Raw genomic sequence first — 21805 nt, forward strand, 5'->3', positions numbered from 1 at the left:
AGCATGGCGGACAACAAGGAAGCGGTCATAGAGACCGAGAAACAACCGCGCAGCGTACGCGTCGTGCTGCTCGCGCTCATGATCACCATGATGCTGGCCATGCTGGACAACATGATCGTGGGCACGGCGATGCCGACGATCGTGGGCGAGCTGGGTGGCCTCCAGCACCTGTCATGGGTCGTCACCGCGTACACCCTCGCGACCGCCGCCTCCACCCCCATCTGGGGCAAGCTCGGCGACATGTACGGGCGCAAGGGCGCCTTCATGACCTCGATCGTGATCTTCCTGGTCGGCTCCGCGCTCAGCGGTATGGCCCAGGACATGGGTCAGCTCATCGGCTTCCGTGCCGTTCAGGGCCTGGGCGCCGGTGGTCTGATGGTCGGCGTCATGGCGATCATCGGTGACCTGATTCCGCCGCGGGAGCGCGGCAAGTACCAGGGCATGATGGCCGGCATCATGGCGCTCGCCATGATCGGCGGACCGCTCATCGGTGGCACCATCACCGACCACTGGGGCTGGCGCTGGTCCTTCTACATCAACCTGCCGCTCGGCATCGTCGCGCTCCTCGCCATCAGTGCCGTCCTGCACCTGCCGAAGAAGCGTGTCCAGGCGAAGATCGACTACCTCGGTGCCGGACTGCTGGCCCTCGGTATCTCGTCCATCGTGCTGGTCACCACCTGGGGCGGCAGCGAGTACGCCTGGGGCTCGGCCAGGATCATGGAGCTCATCGGCATCGGTGTCGCCGCGCTGGTCGGCTTCGTCTTCGTGCAGACCAAGGCCGCCGCGCCGATCATGCCGCTGCACATCTTCCGCAGCCGCAACTTCACGCTGATGTCGATCATCGGCTTCATCACCGGCTTCGTGATGTTCGGCGCCACGCTCTTCCTGCCGCTGTACCAGCAGTCCGTGCAGGGCGCGTCCGCGACCAACTCCGGGCTGCTCCTGCTGCCGATGCTGGGCGCGATGCTGGTGACCTCGATGGTCGCCGGTCGGGTCACCACCGGCACCGGGCGCTACAAGGCCTTCCCGATCGTCGGCGGCGTTCTCATGGCGGTCGGCCTGTTCCTGCTTTCTCAGATGGACACCGGTACGACCCGGTTCACCTCCGGGCTGTACATGGCCGTGCTCGGCCTCGGCATGGGCTGCCTGATGCAGATCACCATGCTGGTCGCGCAGAACAGCGTCGAGATGAAGGACATGGGCGTCGCGTCCTCGTCCACCACTCTCTTCCGTACGCTCGGCTCGTCCTTCGGCGTCGCGATCATGGGTGCGCTGTTCAACCAGCGGGTCCAGGACGTGATGAGCGAGCGGGCCGGGGCGCTGGGGTCCAAGGTCACCGAGCAGTCGGCGCAGCTGGACGCGGCGAGCCTGGCCAAGCTGCCGGCGGCGGCGCGGGAGGCGTACCAGTACGCGGTGTCCTCCGGAACGCACTCCGCGTTCCTGCTGGGTGCGGTGGTGTCGCTGGGGGCGCTGGTGGCCGCGGTGTTCGTGAAGGAGGTTCCGCTTCGGGGGGCGGGAGCGGGGGCGCCCGCGCCGGAGGGTTCGAGCGAGGACGCGGCGAGCGAGCCGGCGTCGAAGCCGACCGTCGTCGAGACCGTCTGACCTCGTCCGACCCGACCTCGCCCGATCCAAACCCCGCTTGATCCGAAGACCCCCGGAGTGTCCGCCCCGGGGGTCTTCTCCTGTACGCACCTGACGCCACCCGAGCCTCTTCGCGGCCTGGTGTGCGCGACGCCGGGCGAGTCGGGGTCTTCACGGGCGCGGGGAGCTGCCCGCCCAGTCCCTACCCGCCCGCAACCGAAGGCATCGGCTGGGCGGGGAACCGGCCGAGCCGGGCCAGGCCGGCGGCAACGGCAACAGCAACAGCAACCGGTACTCGCTCACCGGCCTCAGGTCGGCAGCATCGGATAGCTGCCGGTGTTCGTCGGCGCGTGTTCCGGCAGCCACAGCACCGCGACCGCACCCTCCGCAGGCACGTGCTCCGGGGCTCCGGCGGGTCGGACGTTGCGGAAGGTCAGCCGGGCGCCGAGCACCCGCGCCTGACCGGCCGCGATGGTGAGGCCGAGGCCGTGACCCTGGCCCGAGCGGTCGCTGCTGCCGGTGCGGAAACGGCTGGGGCCCTCGGCGAGAAGCTCCTCGGGGAAGCCGGGACCGTGGTCGCGGACCCGGATGACCCGGCCCTCGACCGAGACCTCGATCGGCGGCTTGCCGTGCCGCGCCGCGTTGGCCAGCAGGTTGAACAGCACGCGCTCCAGGCGACGCGGATCCGTCGTGACCTCCGACTCGTGGATCACGCGTACGTCGACGTCGGCGTCCTTGGCGGCCACGCGCCGCGACACGAACTCGCCGAGCAGGATGTCCTGGAGTTCGGCCCGCTCGGAGGCGCCGTCCAGCCGCGCCACCTCGAGGACGTCCTCGACGAGGGTCCGCATCGCCTGGGCCCGGTCGCGGACGAGTTCCGTGGGGCGGCCGGGGGGAAGGAGCTCCGCCGCCGTCAGCAGGCCGGTCACCGGCGTGCGCAGTTCGTGGGCGATGTCGGCGGTCACCCGGCGCTCGGCCTCGATGCGCTGCTGGAGCGCGTCCGCCATGGCGTCCACCGCGCGCGCGAGGTCGTCGGTCTCGTCCCGTACGACCCCGCCGATCGCTTCCCGTACCCGTACGTCGGTCTCACCCTTGGCGACCTGGTTCGCCGCGGCGGCGGCCTTGCGCAGCCGGCGCGAGAGCTGGCCGCCGATCAGCACGCCGAGCGCGCTGCCGCCGAAGACGACCGCGATCGAGCCGATGATCAGCGCCTGGTCGAGGTCCTTCATGACGTCGGTGTTGCGGTCCGTGAAACCGGTGTGGAGCGAGAGGACGCGGCCGTCCTTGAGGGGTACGGCCGCCCAGATGTCCGGGACCCCGTTCGGACGGTCGGCCACAAAGGTGGCCCGCCGGCCCTCCATGACCTTCGCCAGCAGGTCCTTGGGGATGGCCGGGTCGTCGACCTTGACCCCGAAGGCCTGGGTCCGCCCGGACTGGTACATGCGCTCGGCGACCGTGATGCGTTCGTCCGCCAGGTCGCGCGAGTTGTCGAGCATCGAGACGCGCGCCGCGTTGTGCACGACGAGGCTGAGCGCGATGGCGACCAGCGCGCCGACCATGGCGATCGCCGCGCTGAGCTTCCACCGGATACCCGTGCGAATGCCGGAGTTCCCTGCGGCGGCCGCCATGCGCATGCCCACAGGCGCGCCGCGGCCGGCAGACGGGCCCCGGCCGACGGGCGTGCCGCGACGAATGGATGGGCCCCGGTCGACGGGCGTGCCGTGACGAACGGATGGGCCCCGGTCGACGGGTGTGCCCCGGCCGTGGGCAGGTGTGTTCCAGCCGGTCCGGCCGCTCCCGGTCACCGGACCCCTCCCGGCCACTGGACTGCTCCCCGTCACCGAGCCGTACCCGTTGACAGGTCCGGGCCCGTCGGCCGGGCCGTACCCATGGACCGGCCCGCGCCCGCCACCCCCGTCGGCCGGTCTGTTGCGGCCGGTCGGGCCGTCGCCGTCCGCCGGAGTCCGGCGCCGAAATATCCCCCGCATACCCCTGCTCAGGCCTTCAACTTGTAGCCGAAGCCACGGACCGTCTCGATCCGGTCCTGGCCGATCTTCGTCCGCAGCCGCTGTACGTGGACGTCGACGACACGGGTGTCCCCACCCCAGCCGTAGTCCCACACACGTTCGAGCAGCTTGTCGCGGCTCAGCACCGTACCCGGCGCGGAGGAGAACTCCAGCAGCAGCCGCATCTCGGTCGGCGTCAGAGCCACCGGCGTACCGCTCTTGTGGACTTCCATGCCCTCGGTGTCGATCTCCAGGTCACCGAAGGAGAGCACTCCGCCGTCGACGGACGAGGTCTCTTCGGGGGTTCCGTTCGGACCGCTCGCGTGTCCGAAACGGCGCAGCACGGCGCGGATCCGGGCGACCAGCACGGCCCCGTCGAAGGGCTTGGTCACGTAGTCGTCGGCGCCCGCCTCCAGGCCCAGCACGACGTCGATCGAGTCGGCGCGCGCGGACAGCATGATCACGGGGACGGTGGACTCGTCACGGATGCGGCGGCACAGCGAGACACCGTCGAGTCCGGGGACCATCACGTCCAGCAGGGCGATGTCGGGACGGTCGGCGCGGAACGCCTCCAGGCCCGACAGCCCGTCGGGCATGGCTGTCACCGCGAAGCCGTCGCGCTCGAGAGCGAGCTGCGTGGCCTCGCGGATGACGTCGTCGTCCTCGACGAACAGGACGTGGGTCTGCTCTGCCATCCGGCTGCTCCGTCTGCGCTCAGTTCGCGGGAGCGGGCGTGTCGACGCCGCCCACCGCGTTGCTGTAGTCGTTGTGCGTCCGGGACCTCTCGGTGAAGCGGGTCGCGGTCCACCCGTAGGTGATCACTTCTTCGCTGGAGGGGTATTCCACCGGATCGCCCTTCTTGTACAACTGCTGGGTGATCACCAGGTCGCCCCGGTCGATCTCCGCGTAGACCGGCGGCTCCTCGGTCTTGAAGACATTCTCGTACCTGCCACTTTCCTCGCGGTAGACGTACGAGCCGATCCCCACGGCATCCCCGCAGGTCATGACGTTGACCACGATGTCGTCGGTGGTTCCTCCGGTCAGATCCCCGTACGACACGTCGACCGGGTACTCGTCGGCGACGCACGGTTTCGTCAGCGCGTTCTTGACCGAGTCGCTGACCTCCGGGTCGTCCTTGACGAGCTTGACCGCGTCCACGCGCTGGGGCGTCTTGGACGGGGAGGCGGTGGCGGCGGGGCTCGGGGCCGCCCCCTTCGCCACCGCCTCACTGCTCGCCGGGCCCTCGTCGCGGGCGCCCGTGCCACCCGTGGCGCAGGCGGTCAGGAAAAGGCCGAGGGCGGCGAGCGCGGCCGTCACCGCGCTCCCCGCCTTCAGGACCTGCCTGGCCCGAGTTCCTAGGCCGCGCAACGCTCCCGCTCCTCACGTTCGAGCGCGCGTGCGTCCAGGTCGCGGCTCTCCAGCTCCTCGCGGAGCCGGGCGAGCGCCCGGTGCAGCGTGCTCTTGACCGTTCCGGCCGACATGCCGAGGGCGGCGGCCGTCTCCTCCGTGGACATCTGCTCCCAGTGTCGCAGCACCACGACGCTGCGTTGCTTGGGAGCGAGAACCTTCATGATGTCCATAAGGAGCGCCCGGTCCGCGTGCTGCTCGGTCGAGTCGTCGACGCAGGCGTCCGGGAGCTGCTCGGTGGGCACCTCTTCGAGTTTCCGCGCCCGCCACCACTCGGTCCGCGTATTGATCATCACGCGGCGCAGATAGGCGTCCGCGAGCCGCTTGTCCGCGATGCCGTCCCAACGGCCGTACGTCCGTACGAGCGCGGTCTGCAGGAGGTCCTGGGCGTCGACAGGGTCGGGGACCAGGCGACGGGCACTGCGCAGCAGCGCGTCCTGCCGAGTGCGGACGTACTCCTCGAATTCGAGCACCTCGCCGTGCGCCATGATCAACCGCCTCCATCCCCGTTTCCGACGTGCCTGGCTCGCGCCTGCTGCCGGTTCTCCGATTCCTGTGTCCCGCTGTCGTTCTGCTGTGCGTGCGGTACGGAAATGAAGCTACGGAGGCGTTGTCACGGGGTTGTCCGAGGCAGCCTTCGGTGAGCCCTCGGCTGTACGTCGGTTGTGTAACGGATGTACGAGGTGGGTAAGGCGGTGTGGTTACAAGTCCCGGTTGGGGTGGTTTTGCGGGTGTGACCGGTGTCCTGGGGGCGGTGACTAGGTCAAGGGCAGCCGATACAAACCACCCGGGAGCGGCTCCACGAGTCCGTCGGCGACGAGTCCGTCGAGGGCGCGGGCCCGCTGCACGGGCTCGTCCCACACGCGATCGAGTACGGACTGCGGGACCGGGCCCTCGACGGCCTCCCTCAGTACGGCGAGGAGTTTGCCGCGCACCTGGCGGTCCGTGCCCGCGTACGTCTGGCCGCGCCGCGGCGGGCCGTCGTGCGCCGGCTTGCCCGCCAGCCGCCAGGCGCACTGCGCGGCGATCGGGCAGCGGTGGCAGGCCTCGTTCTTCGCCGTGCAGATCAGTGCGCCGAGCTCCATGGAGGCGGCTGCCCAGTGCGAGGCGGTGCCCTCGTTCTCGGGCAGCAGGGCACGGGCGAGCTTGCGCTCGGCGGCGGTGGTGGCGTTCGGCGGGTACTGCACGCCGCTGACGGCCCGTGCGAACACCCTTCGGACATTCGTGTCCAGCACGGCATGCCGCTGCCCGTACGCGAACGAGGCGACGGCGGCGGCCGTGTACTCCCCGATACCGGGCAGCGCGAGCAGCTGAGCGTGCTCCGTGGGTACGTCGCCGCCGTGCCGTTCCGTTATGGCGACCGCGGCGCCGTGCAGCCGGAGCGCACGGCGGGGGTAGCCGAGCCGGCCCCAGGCGCGGACGGCTTCGCCCGGAGCCTCCTTGGCCAGGTCGGCGGGGCGGGGCCAGCGGGCGACCCAATGCTCGTACACGGGCAGGACCCGGCTCACCGGAGTCTGCTGCAACATGAACTCACTGACCATCACGCCCCAGGGGCCGGCGTCGGGGCGGCGCCAGGGAAGGTCGCGGGCATGCTCGTCGAACCAGGTGATCACCGGCTCGTGCAGGGTCTTGCCGAGGGCGTCGGGCTGGGGGCTGGGTGTGGGCATGGTGGGTGCAGTCATGGCGCTTCCGATCCTGCCATGCGGGGATGGGACTACGCGGCTTCCTCCGAGGCGCGGAGGAGTGGCTTTTCGCCCCGGCCCCACACGGACTCCTTCGCCTGCGGGGCGGTGGGAGCTGGTCGCGCCCACGCGGCGGAGCCGCACAATGTCACAGCCCCGCACCCCTGAAGGGGCGCTCCGGTCGGCCGGAGGGCCGCGCCCGGCAGCCTCCGGAGGACGGGAAGGGGCGGTGTGGGGGCAACTCGGCCGGTGTGCCGGAATGATGATCCGGAAAAGTTGACGCTCAGGGCGGCGGGTGGGGCGAGCGCCGGCGTGGATCTCTCGTACAGTTTGCGCCGTGGGATCTATGCGCAATCCGGTCGGGCCACTTCCCTCCACCATCTACTGGCGTCGGAGGGCCGTTCTGCTGTCCCTGGTAGCGCTGTTGGCGCTGCTGATCGCCTGGGTCGTCAGCGGCGGCGGAGGCGGCAAGAAGAACGCGGACGGGTCGAACGGGAAGAACCCCGTGCAGACGATCACCCCGGGCCCCTCCGGTTCCGGACCCGCGATCAGCCAACACCCGGGCGGCCGCGACGAGTCCAGCCCTGGCACGACCGCCGGCACGGCAAGCGGCGGCAGCAGCGGCAGTGGTAGTGGCGGTGGGGACGGTTCCGGTGGGACCGGCAGCGCGGGCGGTGGTGGCTCGCAAGGCGGTTCCAGCGCCGGCACCAGCTCCGGGGATCAGGTACCGGCCGGCTCCACCCTCCCCAACTGCACCGCGGGCGACGTCAAGTTGACCCTGCGCAGCGTGCACAACACGTACGCCCCCGGCGACAAGCCCTCGATCGAGCTGATCGCGAAGAACTCCTCCGCCACTGACTGCAAGGTCGATCTCGGCCCGAAGAGCGCGGTCCTGACGATCACTCAGGCCGGCGGCGACAAGAGCTTCTGGTCCTCGAGCGACTGTCCCAAGGACGTGGCCAGTCTCTACTTCCGCGTTCCGGCCGGCGACCAGGTGACCTACACGGTCGACTGGGACCGCACGGCCAGCGCCGCCCAGTGCGCCACACCTCCGGCGGGTTCGGCGACCGCGGGCACCTATCTGGTGGAGGCGAAGGCGCCGGGCCTGGCGAAGGCGACGACGTCGTTCGTGCTGTCCCAGGACTGACTGTCCCAGGACTGAGCACGGAGGCGGGCGATCGCGCCCGCACGGCTCGCACGCGCCTTTGAAACGCGCCCGGCCTCGCAAGACGGAGCGCGTAGGACACAGCACGTAAGACATCGCGCGTCAGACGGAGTGCGTGAGGCACAGCGCGTCAGGCACGGCGTGTCAGGCACAGCGCGTCAGACGTAGCGCTCCAGGATCGACGACTCCGCCAGTCGCGACAGCCCCTCACGGACGCTGCGCGCCCGCGCCTCGCCCACCCCGTCGACCGCCTGGAGGTCGTCGACGCTCGCGGCGAGGAGCTTCTGCAGACCGCCGAAGTGCTCCACGAGGCGGTCGATGATGGCGCCGGGCAGACGCGGGACCTTGGCGAGGAGGCGGAAGCCGCGCGGGGAGACCGCGGAGTCGAGCGCCTCGGGGGAGCCGGTGTAGCCCAAGGCTCTCGCCACCGTGGGCAGTTCGAGCAGCTCGGAGTGGGGCAGGGCGTTCAGGTCGGAGAGGGCCTCGTCGACCGTGCGGGAACGCTTCGCGGTCGGCTCCGGCACGTAGTCCCGGACCACCAGCTCCCGCTCGGGCTCCACGCCCGCGATCAACTCGTCCAGCTGGAGGGCGAGCAGACGCCCGTCCGTGCCCAACTCCACCACGTACTCGGCGATCTCCGTGGCGATGCGCCGCACCATCTCCAGGCGCTGCGCCACCGCCGACACGTCCCGGACGGTGACCAGGTCCTCGATCTCCAGCGCGGAGAGCGTGCCCGCGACCTCGTCGAGGCGGAGCTTGTAGCGCTCCAGGGTCGCGAGGGCCTGGTTGGCGCGGGAGAGGATCGCGGCGGAGTCCTCCAGAACGCGGCGCTGACCGTCGACGTACAGCGCGATCAGACGCATCGACTGGGAGACCGAGACGACAGGGAAGCCGACCTGCTTGCTCACCCGGTCCGCCGTGCGGTGCCGGGTGCCGGTCTCCTCCGTCGGGATCGTCGGGTCGGGCACGAGCTGGACGCCCGCCCGCAGGATCTTGGTGATGTCCTTGTCGACGACGATGCCGCCGTCGAGCTTGCACAGCTCGCGCAACCGGGTCGCCGTGAAGTCGACGTCCAGGACGAAGCCGCCCGTGCACATCGACTCGACGGTCTTGTCCCAGCCGAGCACGATGAGTCCGCCGGTGTTCCCGCGCAGGATCCGCTCGAGCCCGTCGCGCAGGGCCGTGCCAGGTGCCACGGCGCTCAATGAGGCGCGCATCAGGCCATCGGCACCGGAGCTCCCACCGGACTTTCCGGGAGCTGCTGCCCGGTCGTTGGCTGCCACTGCACTCCTCCGGTCGCGGGTTTCCGGTCGCCCAAGATTCGTCCAGGGTTCGTACGGACGGGCGAGACCAGGGCAAAGTCTACCGGCGCTGCTCCTCGTCCCGTGGGGCCTCTCTGTGACGGGAGCGTGGAAGGACCCGCAGTGCCTCGCCCATGTCGGCGACTTCCAGGACCTTCATACCAGCGGGGATCTTGCCCGGATCGCCGGGAACGAGGGCGTGCGTGAAGCCCAGACGGTGGGCTTCGGCGAGCCTGCGCTGCACTCCCGTGACCCGTCTGACCTCGCCCGCGAGCCCTACTTCGCCGATCGCCACGAGGTTCTTGGGGAGCGGGGTGTCACTCGCCGCCGACGCGAGCGCGAGGGCGATCGCGAGGTCCGCGGCGGGCTCGGAGAGCTTCACGCCGCCCACCGTCGCCGAGTAGATGTCCCGCTTCCCGAGGGCGCTGATCCGGCCTCGCTGCTCCAGGACCGCCAGCATCATCGAGACCCGGGAGGTCTCCAGGCCGGACGTCGTACGACGGGGGGAGGGGATCTGGGAGTCGACGGTGAGGGCCTGCACCTCGGCCACCAGCGGGCGGCGGCCCTCCAGGGTGACGGTCAGGCAGGTGCCGGGGACGGGCTCGGCACGGCGGGTGAGGAAGAGGCCGGAGGGGTCCGCGAGGCCCGTGATGCCCTCGTCGTGCAGCTCGAAGCAGCCGACCTCGTCCGTCGTCCCGTACCGGTTCTTGACTCCCCGGACGAGACGCAGGCGCGCGTGGCGGTCGCCCTCGAAGCTCAGGACGACGTCCACGAGGTGTTCGAGCAGGCGGGGGCCCGCGATCGCGCCGTCCTTGGTGACATGGCCCACAAGGAGGGTGGACATGCCGCGCTCCTTGGAGGCACGGATGAGCGCCCCGGCGACCTCCCGGACCTGGGCCATGCCGCCGGGCGCCCCGTCGATCTCCGGAGAGGCGACGGTCTGGACCGAGTCCAGGATGAGGAGCGAGGGCTTCACGGCGTCCAAGTGGCCGAGCACGGCGGCCAGGTCGGTCTCCGCCGCCAGATACAGGTGGTCGTCGATCGCCTTGATGCGGTCGGCGCGCAGCCGGACCTGGCTGGCCGACTCCTCGCCCGTCACGTACAGCGTGCGGTGCTCATCGCTCGCCGCCTTCGCCGCCACGTCCAGGAGGAGCGTGGACTTGCCCACACCGGGCTCGCCCGCGATCAGGACGACCGCGCCGGGTACGAGACCGCCGCCGAGGACGCGGTCCAGCTCGGGTACGCCGGTGGAGCGGGCCGTGGCCTGACGGCCGTCGACCTGCCCGATCGGCACCGCGGAGGTGGTGACGCGGCCCGGTGTCGTCGTACGGACCGCGGGAGCGCCGTACTCCTCGACCGTGCCCCACGCCTGGCACTCGGGGCAGCGGCCCAGCCATTTGGCCGTCTGCCATCCGCACTCGGTGCAGCGGTAGGACGGCCGGTCCTTCGCGGTTTTCGTACGGGCAGCCATGACGGAACCGTAGCCGAGAGGACTGACAGCACGGGCGGGCCCGCTCGGTGAGGCATCCGCCATGGCCTGCCGTTGCCGCCTGTGACGGTGTGGGCCACGGAATCGCAGGGTCCTGTCCCCTTTTGAGGGATCGTTTCACCCGTACGGATTAAATGTGCTCAAGGGGGAAGAAGGGGCCACCCCGGGGCACCTACGGTCGCACGGGTGATGAGCAGCAGTCCGGAGACCTCCACGCACACCACCGGTGCACACCGGGCGCACGGAGATGCGCGCATGCGGGTGACCGCGCCCCGTGGCGCGCACACCCGCACCCTGGCTCAGCGCCCTCCCGCGCGCTACGAGCCCTACTTGGACGGCCTTTTCACCTACTGCCTGTCCGTGCTGTGCGACCACGACGAGGCCACCGCCGCCCTCGGGGACGCCCTCGCGCTGGCCGAGCGCCGTGGCCAGCGTGGCCCGGTGTCCGCGGACGACCGCCGGGCCTGGCTGTACGCCCTCGCCCGCTGGTGCTGTCTGCGCAAGCTCACCGAGGCCCGGCACAGGCGCCAGGCGGCCCACGCCTCCGGCCGGCGTACGCCCGCCAAGGGCCACAAGGCCCTCTTCAAGGGGCACAAGGAAGCCGTCGGCCGGCATGCGGCCGAGGCGCTGAGCGCCCCGGTCTCCGAGGAGGCGCAGGACCGGCGCCGGCACGAACTCGCCCTGCTGGCGTGGCCGGAGGCGGCGGGCACCAGCCCCGAGCAGCGCGAGGCGCTCGAACTCGCCGTGCGCCACCAGCTCGCCGCCGCCGAGGTCGCCGCCGTCCTCGGCCTGGACCTCGTCAAGGCGCGCGAACTGCTCGCCACCGCCGCCTGCGAGGTCGAACGCACCCGCGCCGCCCTCGCCGTCGTGGAGACCGGCACCTGTCCGAGCGTCGGCCGCCTCACCGGCGACAACCAGCTCGTCCTGAGTACCACCCTGCGCCGGGAACTGGTCCGGCACGTCGACGACTGTCCGCGCTGCCGCCGCACCGCCGAGCGCGCCGCGCCCGGCGCCTGGCCCGGCACCACCGTCACGCCCGCCGCGCTTCCCGTCCTCGAGGCCCCGCGCGCGGCCCTGCACATCGCGATGGCACACGTCCCGCGCGCGCGGGGTGCCGCTCCACGCTTCGACCGGCGCGGTTTCCCCGTGGACCCCAAGGACCACGCCGCCCGCCGGGACCGTCTTCGCGCGCGTGCCGTCACGACGACCGTCGTCGCCACCGTCGTCGCCGCACCCGTCCTGGCCCTCTGGGCGGCCTATCGTGGCGCGCCCCTCACCGGCGAGGGCGCCGACGGCCGCTCGATCACCGCGAGCGAGGCGCACGGCCCCGACGGCATCACCGGCGAGGCGGCGGGCGGCTACGAGAACGCGGGCAACGCCAGCGCCAGACCCGACGCCCGTTTCGCCAAGGGGAACCGCTCGCCCGACGTCTCCGTGGAGGTCATCAGCGCCCCCAGTGCGGGAAGCGGCGCCGGACACCTCTCGGTCCGGGCCTCGGGCAGCGGCGACACGACCCTTGTCACGCTCGCCGCCTCCGGGAACTCACCGGTCCACTGGTCCGCCGGGACGGGAGCGTCCTGGCTCTACTTCAGTCAGTCGTCGGGAACGCTGGCCCCAGGAGAAACGTTCACGATCAAGGTGTACGTCGATCATCTTCGCGAGCCGGTGGGCCCCTGGGGCGCGCGGGTGGCGATCGCACCGGCGGGAGCGGTGGTCACGATCGGGGGGTACGGAACAGCGGGTCCGTCCACCCCGGACGGCTCCGGCCCGACGCCCGGCCGTCCCACCCCGTCCGCCCCCGGTCCGACCCCGCCCGCCTCGGACCCGCCACCGACGCCCAGCGACCCCCAGCCGACGCCCACGGACACGTCGTCCCCGCCCCCTTCGTCGGACCCGTCGGGCCCGTCCGATCCGTCGGACCCGGGCGGTTCGACGCCGCCGCCCGGCGACAGCTCCGCCCCGACCCCGTCCTCGTGACGCCCGCGGGGCGGGAAGGGGCGGGAAGACGATGGAGCGGGTGGTCTCAGGCGACCGGATCCGCGGGATGCGGCGCCAGCAAGGGCAGCTGCGAGGCCAGCCGCTCCTCGCAGAGCTCGACCAACCGGTCGTAGCCCGCCTTGCCCATCAGCTCGATCAGTTCCGGGCGGTACGAGACGTACACCGGGTCGCCCGCGCCGTGTGCCGAGGTCGCCGACGTGCACCACCAGTGCAGGTCGTGGCCGCCCGGACCCCAGCCCCGGCGGTCGTACTCGCCGATGGAGACCTGGAGCACGCGCGTGTCGTCGGGCCGGTCGATCCACTCGTACGTCCGGCGCACGGGCAGCTGCCAGCAGACGTCCGGCTTGGTCTCCAGGGGCTCGCGCCCCTCCTTGATCGCCAGGATGTGCAACGAGCAGCCCGCCCCGCCTGCGAAGCCGGGCCGGTTCTGGAAGATGCACGAGCCCTGGTAGGGGCGGGTCTGGCGGTCGCCGTCCTCGTCCTCGGAGACCCAGCCGGTCTTCAGCCCCACGTCATGGTGCTGCCAGATGTCCGGCGTGAGCCGTGCCACGTGCCCGGCCACCCGCTTCTCGTCGTCCTCGTCGGAGAAGTGGGCCCCGAGGGTGCAGCAGCCGTCGTCGGCGCGACCGGCCTGGATGCCCTGACAGCCGCTTCCGAAGATGCAGTTCCAGCGAGAGGTCAGCCATGTCAGATCGCACCGGAAGACCTGCTCGGCGTCGGCGGGATCCGGAAACTCCACCCATGCCCGAGCGAAGTCGAGCCCCTTCTCGTCGGACACGGTGGCCTTCTTCGGGGACTTCGTCGGGGGCTTCTTGGACGCGGAGGGCTTCGCCTGCGAAGAACCCTTGGTCGATTTGTCAGGCTTCGCCTTTTTCGTCTTTGGCACCCGTCCAGGGTAAGTCGCTTCAGCCCGCTCCGGGGACGGTCGATCGCCGTACGCGCAGTAGCGTTCCGTATATGAGACTCGGTGTCCTCGACGTGGGTTCGAACACGGTGCACCTGCTGGTGGTGGATGCACACCCCGGCGCGCGCCCGCTGCCCGCGCACTCGCACAAGGCCGACTTGCGGCTCGCCCAACTGCTCGACGAGAGCGGGGCGATCGGCCTCGACGGTGTCGAAAAACTGATCGCGACCGTCCGGGACGCGCTGGAGGCCGCCGAGGACAAGGGCGTCCAGGCCCTGCTGCCGTTCGCGACCTCCGCCGTGCGCGAGGCCAGCAACGCCGACGACGTACTGGCCCGGGTGAAGGCCGAGACCGGCGTCGAGCTCCAGGTCCTGACCGGGGCGGAAGAGGCCCGGCTGACCTTTCTGGCGGCCCGTCGCTGGTTCGGCTGGTCGGCGGGGAAGCTGCTGGTCCTCGACATCGGCGGCGGTTCGCTGGAGATCGCGTACGGCATGGACGAGCAGCCGGACGCGGCGGCGTCGCTGCCGCTCGGTGCCGGACGGCTGACCGCGGGCTGGCTGCCCACCGATCCCGCCGACCCGGCGGCCATCAGGGCGCTGCGCCGCCACGTCCGGGCCGAGATCGCCCGTACCGTCGGCGAATTCAGCCGCTTCGGCGCCCCCGACCACGTGGTCGCCACCTCCAAGACCTTCAAGCAGCTCGCCCGCCTGGCCGGCGCCGCCCGCTCCACGGACGGCCTCTACGTCCAGCGCGAACTCAAGCGCCGTTCCCTGGAGGACTGGGTCCCCCGTCTGGCCTCCATGACCGCCGACGAACGTGCCGAACTCCCCGGCGTCTCCCCAGGCCGCTCCAGCCAACTCCTCGCCGGCGCTCTCGTCGCCGAGGGTGCGATGGACCTCTTCGCCGTGGAAACCCTGGAAATCTGCCCCTGGGCCCTACGAGAGGGCGTCATCCTCCGCCGCCTGGACCAGATGGCATCGGAGTGACCGAGTAACCCGCCGTCACGTGTCCCGCGCCCCACCAGGAACGCGGGACACGGCGCGCCGGCCACCAGGGACGCGGGCAACGGCGCGCCCAGCCCCCACACAGCGCGCACCCGCCCAGAGGCCCGCGCCCCACCGGGGGAGCGGGGAACGGTGCGATCAGCCACACACCACCCGCGTCCGTTCCGTCCGCCGAGCGGACTGCCACACACCACCCGCACCCACCCACGACCACCGCCACAACGGCGACAGGGCACCCCGCCCCACGGCCACTCAATGCCCACCCGACCCCCATCCGACGCCGACCCCCGGCCAACCCCCACCACCCCCCGCCCGACCGCCGGAGGCTTACGCTGTCCCTCGTGGCAGAACCAGTCGTGCGCATCCCGGATGCGAAGGTCGCGCTGTCCACGGCGTCCGTGTATCCGGAGTCGACGGCGACGGCCTTCGAGATCGCCGCGCGCCTCGGTTACGACGGTGTGGAGGTGATGGTCTGGACCGACCCGGTCAGCCAGGACATCGAAGCCCTCCGCCGCCTCAGCGACTACCACCAGATCCCGATCCTCGCCGTGCACGCCCCCTGCCTGCTGATCACCCAGCGCGTCTGGTCCACCGACCCCTGGGTCAAGCTCCAGCGCGCCCAGGCGGCGGCGGAGAAGCTGGGCGCGTCGACGGTCGTCGTACACCCCCCCTTCCGCTGGCAGCGCCAGTACGCGCGCGACTTCGTCACGGGGATGTGGCGCATGGCGAACGAGACGGACGTACGGTTCGCCGTCGAAAACATGTACCCCTGGCGCTACCGCGACCGCGAGATGCTCGCGTACGCCCCCGACTGGGACGTGACGAAGGACGACTACCGCCACTTCACGATCGACCTCAGCCACACCTCGACGGCCCGCAGCGACGCCCTGCAGATGATCGACCGCATGGGCGACCGCCTCGGCCACGTCCACCTCGCCGACGGCAACGGCTCCAACAAGGACGAGCACCTCGTTCCGGGCCGCGGCACCCAGCCCTGCGCCGAACTGCTGGAGCGCCTCGCCCTCTCCGGCTTCGACGGCCACGTCGTCATCGAGGTCAACACCCGCCGTGCCATGTCCAGTGCCGAACGCGAGGCGGACCTGGCGGAGGCGCTGGCCTTCACCCGCCTGCATTTGGCCTCCGCGGTGAAGGTGCCCCGCCGGTGACGGACGCCGCCACCCCCCGTCGTAGGGGACGGCCCACCCGTACGGAGACGGAGGCGGCCCCCGCCACCCGCGACCGCATCCTGGACGCGGCCCGCGAGGAGTTCTCCGAGCGCGGCTACGAGAAGACGTCGGTGCGTGGCATCGCCAAGGCCGCCGGGGTCGATTCCGCCCTCGTGCACCACTACTTCGGCACCAAGGAGCAGGTCTTCGAGGCGGCCATCGAGGTCGCGTTCGCGCCCGCCCTGGCGGCGCCCATCGCGGTCGAGGACGGCCCTCTCGACATGGTCGGCGAGCGCCTGACCCGCTTCCTCCTCGGCATCTGGGAGAACCCCACCACCCGGACCCCGCTGCTCGCCATCGTCCGTTCCGCCGTGAACAACGAGACCGCGGCCGCCGTCTTCCGTCGCCTGATCGCCGCCCAGCTGCTGCGCCGCATCGCGGGCCGCCTCGACCTCCCCGACGCGGAACTGCGCGCCGAGCTGGCGGCGGCCCAGCTGGTGGGGGTGGCGATACTCCGCTACGTCATCAAGATCGAGCCGCTGGCATCGGCGGACGTGGAACGCATCGTCGAGCGGGTGGCTCCGGTGGTACAGGGCCACTTGACGGCCCCGTGAGCTGAGCGCCCTCACAGGGGCGCGGGGCTGTGACACGGTGCGGCTGCGCCGCGTGGGCGCACTCAGCCACATCGGACTCGCCCCCGCCCACCGAGAACAGCCCCCGGCCCCCACCGCCGAGATCAGCCCCGGCACCCACCACCGAGAACAACCCCCGCCACTCGCTCACCGAGACAGGCATCCCGCATTCCGGACACCCCGTCCGAATCCTGGGTCACCGGCGTAGGCTCGACCTCAGTCATTACTCTCCGAAGGAGCGAGCGACGATGCCCGAACTGAGGTCCCGCACAGTCACCCACGGCCGCAATATGGCGGGCGCACGCGCCCTTATGCGCGCCTCCGGTGTACCGGGCGCGGACATCGGACGGAAGCCGATCATCGCGGTCGCCAACTCCTTCACGGAGTTCGTGCCGGGCCACACCCACCTCCAGCCCGTCGGCCGCATCGTCAGCGAGGCGATCACCGCGGCCGGGGGCATCGCGCGCGAGTTCAACACCATCGCGGTCGACGACGGCATCGCGATGGGCCACGGCGGCATGCTGTACTCGCTGCCCTCCCGCGACCTGATCGCGGACTCGGTCGAGTACATGGTCGAGGCGCACTGCGCCGACGCACTGATCTGCATCTCGAACTGCGACAAGATCACCCCCGGCATGCTCATGGCGGCTCTGCGCCTGAACATCCCGACGGTCTTCGTCTCCGGCGGCCCCATGGAGTCCGGCCGCGCCACCCTGGTCGACGGCACGGTCCGTACGCTCGACCTGGTCGACGCGATCTCCGACGCCGTGAACGACAACATCTCGGACGAGGACATCCTCCGTATCGAGGAGAACGCCTGTCCGACCTGCGGCTCCTGCTCCGGCATGTTCACGGCCAACTCGATGAACTGCCTGACCGAGGCCATCGGCCTGTCCCTCCCCGGCAACGGCTCGGTGCTCGCCACCCACACGGCCCGCAAGGGCCTGTACGAGGACGCGGCCCGCACGGTGGTCGACATCACGCGCCGCTACTACGACCAGGACGACGAGTCGGTCCTGCCCCGCAACATCGCCACGCACGCCGCGTTCGAGAACGCCATGGCCCTCGACATCGCCATGGGCGGCTCCACCAACACGATCCTGCACCTGCTGGCCGCCGCCCAGGAGGCGGGCGTCCCCTTCGGCCTGGACGAGATCAACGAGGTCTCGCGCCGTGTGCCGTGCCTCGCCAAGGTCGCCCCGAACGTCGCCAAGGACCGCACGTACTACATGGAGGACGTGCACCGCGCCGGCGGCATCCCCGCCCTGCTGGGCGAACTGCACCGCGCGGGCCTCCTGAACGAGGACGTCCACTCGGTCCACAGCCCGTCCCTCTCCGACTGGCTGAAGACCTGGGACGTGCGCGCCGGATCCCCGTCCCCCGAGGCGATCGAACTGTGGCACGCGGCCCCCGGCTGCGTCCGCTCCTCCGAGGCCTTCTCCCAGTCCGAGCGCTGGGAGGCCCTGGACGAGGACGCCGAGGGCGGCTGCATCCGCTCCGCCGAGCACGCCTACTCCAAGGACGGCGGCCTGGCGGTCCTCAAGGGCAACCTGGCGGTCGACGGCTGCGTCGTGAAGACGGCGGGCGTCGACGAGTCCATCTGGACCTTCGAGGGCCCCGCGGTCGTCTGCGAGTCGCAGGACGAGGCCGTCGACAAGATCCTCCGCAAGGAGATCACCCACGGCGACGTCGTCGTCATCCGCTACGAGGGCCCCAAGGGCGGCCCCGGCATGCAGGAGATGCTCTACCCGACGTCCTTCCTCAAGGGCCGCGGCCTCGGCAAGACCTGCGCCCTGATCACCGACGGCCGCTTCTCCGGCGGCACCTCGGGCCTGTCCATCGGCCACGCCTCCCCCGAGGCGGCCTCGGGCGGCACCATCGCCCTGGTCCAGGACGGCGACCGCATCCGCATCGACATCCCGAACCGCTCGGTCGAACTCCTGGTCTCCGACGAGGAACTCACCACCCGCCGCGACGCCCTGAACGGCGTCTACGCCCCCGCGAACCGCGACCGCAAGGTCTCCGCCGCCCTCCGCGCCTACGCCGCGATGGCAACGAGCGCCGACAAGGGCGCGGTACGAGACGTCTCCAAGCTGGGCTGACCCGACCCCAGAAACCCATGAGGGGCCGCTTCTTCGGAAGCGGTCCCTTTGCTCTGCCCCCTTGTTGTTCTGCCCCTCCAGCTCACCAGGCCGCCGGATCGTCCCCCGCCACGCCGAACACGGTCCCGTCGGGCGCACTCGTGTAGACGTGTCCATCGGCAATCATCGGCGTCTGCAGTCGGGCCGCGACCCGGTCCGACTCCGTTCCGAGCCTTGTCCGGGTCTCGCCGACGAGCTTGCCCCGAACGGCGTCCACGGCGAGCAGCCGCCCGTCGGCCGCGGTGAAGTACACGTGCTTGGCGTCGGCGGCCGGTGCCGAGCCCCGGCTCACGGAGGTCTCGAGGCGCCAGAGCTGCTTCCGGGCGTCCATGTCGACGGCCACCAGCGCGCCGAGGGTGCTCGTCATGTAGACGGTGCTCCCGCGGACGGTGGTCTGAGCCTGCGGCAGCGCCACCTCGAGCCCCACCCGGTGCGACGTCTTGCTCTTCGGGTCGTACTGGACCAGGGCGACGGTCTGGGTGTACTTGTCGACCGACGTGAAGAACACGGTGCCCCGCCATGAGCCGACCGGATACAGCGTCCCCTTCAGACCGGTGTTCCACCGGACGTCGCCGGTCTCCGGGTCCACCGCGGTCACCTGTGTACGCGTTCCGTCGCCCGTCGTGCTCGTGGCGTAGGTGACGTCGTCCCCGGCGAACGCGGCAATGTTCGGCGCGGTCTGTCCAGGCAGCCGGCGGCTCCAACGGCCCTCACCCGTGGCGCCGTCCACCCCGCTGACCGACCCGTCGGCACGGGTGAGGAGCACCAGGCCCCCGGCCTGCTGCCATCGGCTGTACGCCGTAAGGTCCATCTTCCAGCGCACCTTGCCCGAGGCAGGATCGATCGCCTCCAGGAGCCGGCCGGCGTGAGTCACGGCATGCACCAGTCCGCCCGACATGACGGGCGCCCCGTCCGGAAGGCTCTGCTCGGTCGAGGCGTGACGCCACAGCACCTTGCCGTCGACCGGGTCGAGGGCGAAGACCAGTCCCGGCTGGGCACAGAACAACTTCCCGCCGCCGTACGAGCATGAGGGCGCCCCATCGGCTCGGGCCGCGGGCTTCGTGTCCCAGCCGCTGAAGGCGGCCGGTGCGGACCGCTGCTGATGGTGCGTCGGAGCGGTGCTGCCGCCGTCCTGTCCGAGCAGCCGGGTCGTGGCCAGCGTCCCGCCCGCGACAAGGACGAGAGCGCCGACGGCGAGGGCGACGCGCCTGAGCGCTCGGCCCCTGGGCCGTCGCGCGGGCGGCGGAGACGCCGCCTCGGCGGGAGCGGGCGGGGCGGCGGGGGCGGCCGGAGCGACCGGGGTGTCGGCCTGGTCGGCGCGCTGAGCCGGAATGAACGCCTGCGTGTCGTACGACGCCGCCAACGAGCGCAGCTCTCGCATCAGCTCGTCGGGCGTCGGCCGGTCCTCGGGCTCTTTGGCGAGGCAGCGGGTGATGAGCGGTGCGAGGTGGCCGGGCACGTCGGTCAGGTCCGGCTCGTCGTGGACGACTTGGTAGGCGACGACGTAGGGGCTGTCGGAGTCGAAGGGGCCACGGCCCGTCGCCGCGTGCACCATCACCGAGCCCAGGGCGAAGATGTCGGCGGCCGGTCCCACCTCCCGCGGACGGCGGAACTGCTCGGGTGCCATGAACGGCGGCGTTCCGATCAATTTGCCCGTTTCGGTACGCAGTTCACTGTCCGAAGGCCGTGAAATACCGAAGTCGATGACCTTGGGGCCGTCCTCGGCGAGCAGGACGTTGCTGGGCTTGAGATCCCGGTGTACGACGCCCACCCGATGGATGTCGCGCAGCGCCTCGGCCAGCCCGGCCATCAGCCGGCGCAGCTGGGAGGCGGGCATGGGTCCGTTCCGTTTCACCTGTTCGGCGAGGGTCGGGCCCGGTATGAACAGGGTGGCCATCCAGGGGCGCTCGGCCTCCGGGTCGGCGTCGACCACAGGGGCGGTGAACGCACCGCTCACCCGCCGCGCCGCGGCGATCTCCTGCCGGAAACGCCCCCTGAACTCGGGATCCATGGCGAATGCGGCATGCACGACCTTCACCGCGAGCCGCAGCCCCGAGCCGCTGCGGGCCAGATGGACCACGCCCATGCCACCGGATCCGAGGCGCTCGTCAAGGTGGTACTGCCCCGCGTACTCGGGAAGTTCCGCTTCCGGATCCGCTCCGGAGTTCCGCTGTGGCGCCATGGACCCACCCCCGTGCTGTTCGTCCGCGCGCCCGACGCACGGAGCCTAGTCGATTCCTCGTACGAGACCGAGGCGGCTTGCTAGCCTCCGCGTGCGACAGGCGTACACATGTGCACTGCCTGAATCCATCGGTCCACCGATCCAGCAGCTCGATCTGCTCGATCTGCTCGATCTGCTCGATCTGTTCCATCTGATTCAACGGGGGAGGCCTCAATGGCTGTTGAGCGAATTGAAAACATGGAAAGCAGTGACGAGGAGGCGGTGTCGGCGACGGCGACCGTGAGTGCAACCGCAGCGCAACTGGTCACCTACCCCATCGCACCCGGCTACGCGGTGAACGTCCGCAGCGGCCCCGGCACCAGCTACCGCATCGTGCGGGTCCTGTCCGAGGGCTCACGCGTGTCGATCTCCTGCCAGCGCCCGGGCGACTCCGTGAGCGGCCCGTACGGCACCACCAACATCTGGGACAACATCGCCAACGGTGAGTACGTCTCCGACGCCTACGTGAAGACCGGCAGCGACGGCTACGTCGCGCCGCGCTGCTCCTGACCGAACCGGGCCTGGGGCCCCGCGGCCGGCCGGAGCGATAATCGTCGAGTGAGTGACGAGAACCAGTCCGGTACCCCCGCGGGACCCCAGCCCGAACCCCTCCGCTTCTTCGGGACGACCTGGGTGGCCCAGGACGGCGGCTACACGGCCCGCCGCATCGCCGTGGCCGTCGGCTCGCTCGCCGCCGCGGTCGCCGCCTGCTTCGTGCTCCGCTTCGCCTACCAGGGCCTGGCGATCGCGGACGTCGGCAAACCGGTGACTCTCCTGGTCGTGGTGATGTTCGCGGTGTGCAGCGCGCTCGCGTTCCGCCACACCTGGGACGCCTTCTCCAAGCGCCCCGACCCCGACCGCCAGGCCTCCCTCCGCGGCCTTCTGGCCATCGGCTTCATCGGTTCCCTCCTCGCCTACGCCTTCCGTGCCCTCGCCGAGGCCCCGGGCGAGAAGCTGGCCCGCGAGGAGTACGAGGAGGCACGCCGCCAGTACGAGCGCCGCTCCCGCAACCCCTCCAAAAAACGCCGCCGCCCTTGAGGGGCGGGGGCGCAGCCCCACGGCCCAGGGGCGAGGGCAACCGCGCGCCAAGCCCCCACCCACCCGCAGC

At 71.1% G+C, this 21805-nt stretch carries 18 protein-coding genes; 9 read left to right on the forward strand and 9 right to left on the reverse strand.

Annotation, left to right across the window (positions count from 1 at the left end):
* The first annotated feature begins 3 nt into the window (after positions 1–3).
* A complete protein-coding gene (locus tag ACIRA5_RS18630; RefSeq protein ID WP_403691887.1) occupies positions 4–1602 on the forward strand; it encodes an MDR family MFS transporter in 1599 nt (532 codons plus the stop codon).
* Between the two features lie 287 nt (positions 1603–1889).
* On the opposite strand, the gene cseC is transcribed toward ACIRA5_RS18630, so the two are convergent.
* The 5 genes from cseC to ACIRA5_RS18655 form a co-directional block, all read right to left on the reverse strand.
* Positions 1890–3215, reverse strand: coding sequence for a two-component system sensor histidine kinase CseC (gene cseC / locus ACIRA5_RS18635; protein WP_403691889.1), 1326 nt, complete (start codon positions 3213–3215; stop codon positions 1890–1892).
* 362 nt (positions 3216–3577) lie between these two features.
* Complete coding sequence (cseB, locus tag ACIRA5_RS18640) at positions 3578–4282, reverse strand: two-component system response regulator CseB (RefSeq protein WP_403691890.1); 705 nt, start codon at positions 4280–4282, stop codon at positions 3578–3580.
* A gap of 19 nt (positions 4283–4301) precedes the next feature.
* Positions 4302–4955 carry a hypothetical protein gene (locus ACIRA5_RS18645; protein ID WP_403691892.1) on the reverse strand — a complete coding sequence of 218 codons (654 nt, stop codon included), beginning with the start codon at positions 4953–4955 and terminating at the stop codon, positions 4302–4304.
* On the reverse strand, positions 4943–5482 hold the full coding sequence (locus ACIRA5_RS18650; RefSeq protein ID WP_060898668.1) for a SigE family RNA polymerase sigma factor: 540 nt from the start codon (positions 5480–5482) through the stop codon (positions 4943–4945). Before ACIRA5_RS18650 ends, ACIRA5_RS18645 begins: the two co-directional genes overlap by 13 nt.
* 270 nt (positions 5483–5752) lie before the next feature.
* Entirely contained in the window at positions 5753–6676 is a 924-nt protein-coding gene (locus ACIRA5_RS18655) for an A/G-specific adenine glycosylase (protein ID WP_403691893.1), read from the reverse strand.
* A gap of 337 nt (positions 6677–7013) precedes the next feature.
* Here ACIRA5_RS18655 and ACIRA5_RS18660 point away from each other — a divergent pair, with 337 nt between their 5' ends.
* Positions 7014–7823, forward strand: a complete 810-nt coding sequence (locus ACIRA5_RS18660) for a hypothetical protein (protein WP_403691895.1) — start codon at positions 7014–7016, stop codon at positions 7821–7823.
* A gap of 176 nt (positions 7824–7999) precedes the next feature.
* Here ACIRA5_RS18660 and disA read toward each other — a convergent pair whose 3' ends face one another.
* The gene (disA, locus tag ACIRA5_RS18665) at positions 8000–9124 is read right to left on the reverse strand and encodes a DNA integrity scanning diadenylate cyclase DisA (RefSeq protein ID WP_075032414.1); all 1125 of its coding nucleotides are present in this window, start codon (positions 9122–9124) and stop codon (positions 8000–8002) included.
* A 79-nt stretch (positions 9125–9203) separates the two neighbouring features.
* Positions 9204–10613, reverse strand: a complete 1410-nt coding sequence (radA, locus tag ACIRA5_RS18670) for a DNA repair protein RadA (protein ID WP_095853276.1) — start codon at positions 10611–10613, stop codon at positions 9204–9206.
* A gap of 204 nt (positions 10614–10817) precedes the next feature.
* On the opposite strand from radA, the gene ACIRA5_RS18675 reads away from it, so the two are divergent.
* Complete coding sequence (locus ACIRA5_RS18675; protein WP_403691897.1) at positions 10818–12608, forward strand: hypothetical protein; 1791 nt, start codon at positions 10818–10820, stop codon at positions 12606–12608.
* A 46-nt stretch (positions 12609–12654) separates the two neighbouring features.
* On the opposite strand, the gene ACIRA5_RS18680 is transcribed toward ACIRA5_RS18675, so the two are convergent.
* Positions 12655–13515: a hypothetical protein gene (locus ACIRA5_RS18680; protein ID WP_403691899.1), complete on the reverse strand. Its 861-nt coding sequence runs from the start codon at positions 13513–13515 to the stop codon at positions 12655–12657.
* Between the two features lie 71 nt (positions 13516–13586).
* On the opposite strand from ACIRA5_RS18680, the gene ACIRA5_RS18685 reads away from it, so the two are divergent.
* From ACIRA5_RS18685 to ilvD, 4 genes are all read left to right on the forward strand, one after another.
* Entirely contained in the window at positions 13587–14519 is a 933-nt protein-coding gene (locus ACIRA5_RS18685; RefSeq protein ID WP_403691901.1) for a Ppx/GppA family phosphatase, read from the forward strand.
* A gap of 359 nt (positions 14520–14878) precedes the next feature.
* On the forward strand, positions 14879–15703 hold the full coding sequence (locus ACIRA5_RS18690) for a sugar phosphate isomerase/epimerase (RefSeq protein ID WP_075032411.1): 825 nt from the start codon (positions 14879–14881) through the stop codon (positions 15701–15703).
* Complete coding sequence (locus tag ACIRA5_RS18695) at positions 15700–16317, forward strand: TetR family transcriptional regulator (RefSeq protein WP_403691902.1); 618 nt, start codon at positions 15700–15702, stop codon at positions 16315–16317. Before ACIRA5_RS18690 ends, ACIRA5_RS18695 begins: the two co-directional genes overlap by 4 nt.
* A gap of 266 nt (positions 16318–16583) precedes the next feature.
* Positions 16584–18437, forward strand: a complete 1854-nt coding sequence (gene ilvD, locus ACIRA5_RS18700; protein ID WP_403691904.1) for a dihydroxy-acid dehydratase — start codon at positions 16584–16586, stop codon at positions 18435–18437.
* A gap of 82 nt (positions 18438–18519) precedes the next feature.
* Here ilvD and ACIRA5_RS18705 read toward each other — a convergent pair whose 3' ends face one another.
* Entirely contained in the window at positions 18520–20658 is a 2139-nt protein-coding gene (locus ACIRA5_RS18705) for a serine/threonine-protein kinase (protein WP_403691905.1), read from the reverse strand.
* A gap of 237 nt (positions 20659–20895) precedes the next feature.
* Here ACIRA5_RS18705 and ACIRA5_RS18710 point away from each other — a divergent pair, with 237 nt between their 5' ends.
* Entirely contained in the window at positions 20896–21207 is a 312-nt protein-coding gene (locus ACIRA5_RS18710) for an SH3 domain-containing protein (RefSeq protein ID WP_403691907.1), read from the forward strand.
* Positions 21208–21255: 48 nt separating this feature from the next.
* Positions 21256–21735 (forward strand): EamA/RhaT family transporter, encoded by a 480-nt coding sequence (locus ACIRA5_RS18715; protein WP_403691908.1) that lies wholly within the window; start codon positions 21256–21258, stop codon positions 21733–21735.
* The last annotated feature ends 70 nt before the right edge of the window (positions 21736–21805 follow it).

Origin of the sequence: Streptomyces sp. NPDC096311 (genome assembly GCF_044763085.1) — a bacterium.
In the GTDB taxonomy this organism is placed as follows: Bacteria; Actinomycetota; Actinomycetes; order Streptomycetales; family Streptomycetaceae; genus Streptomyces.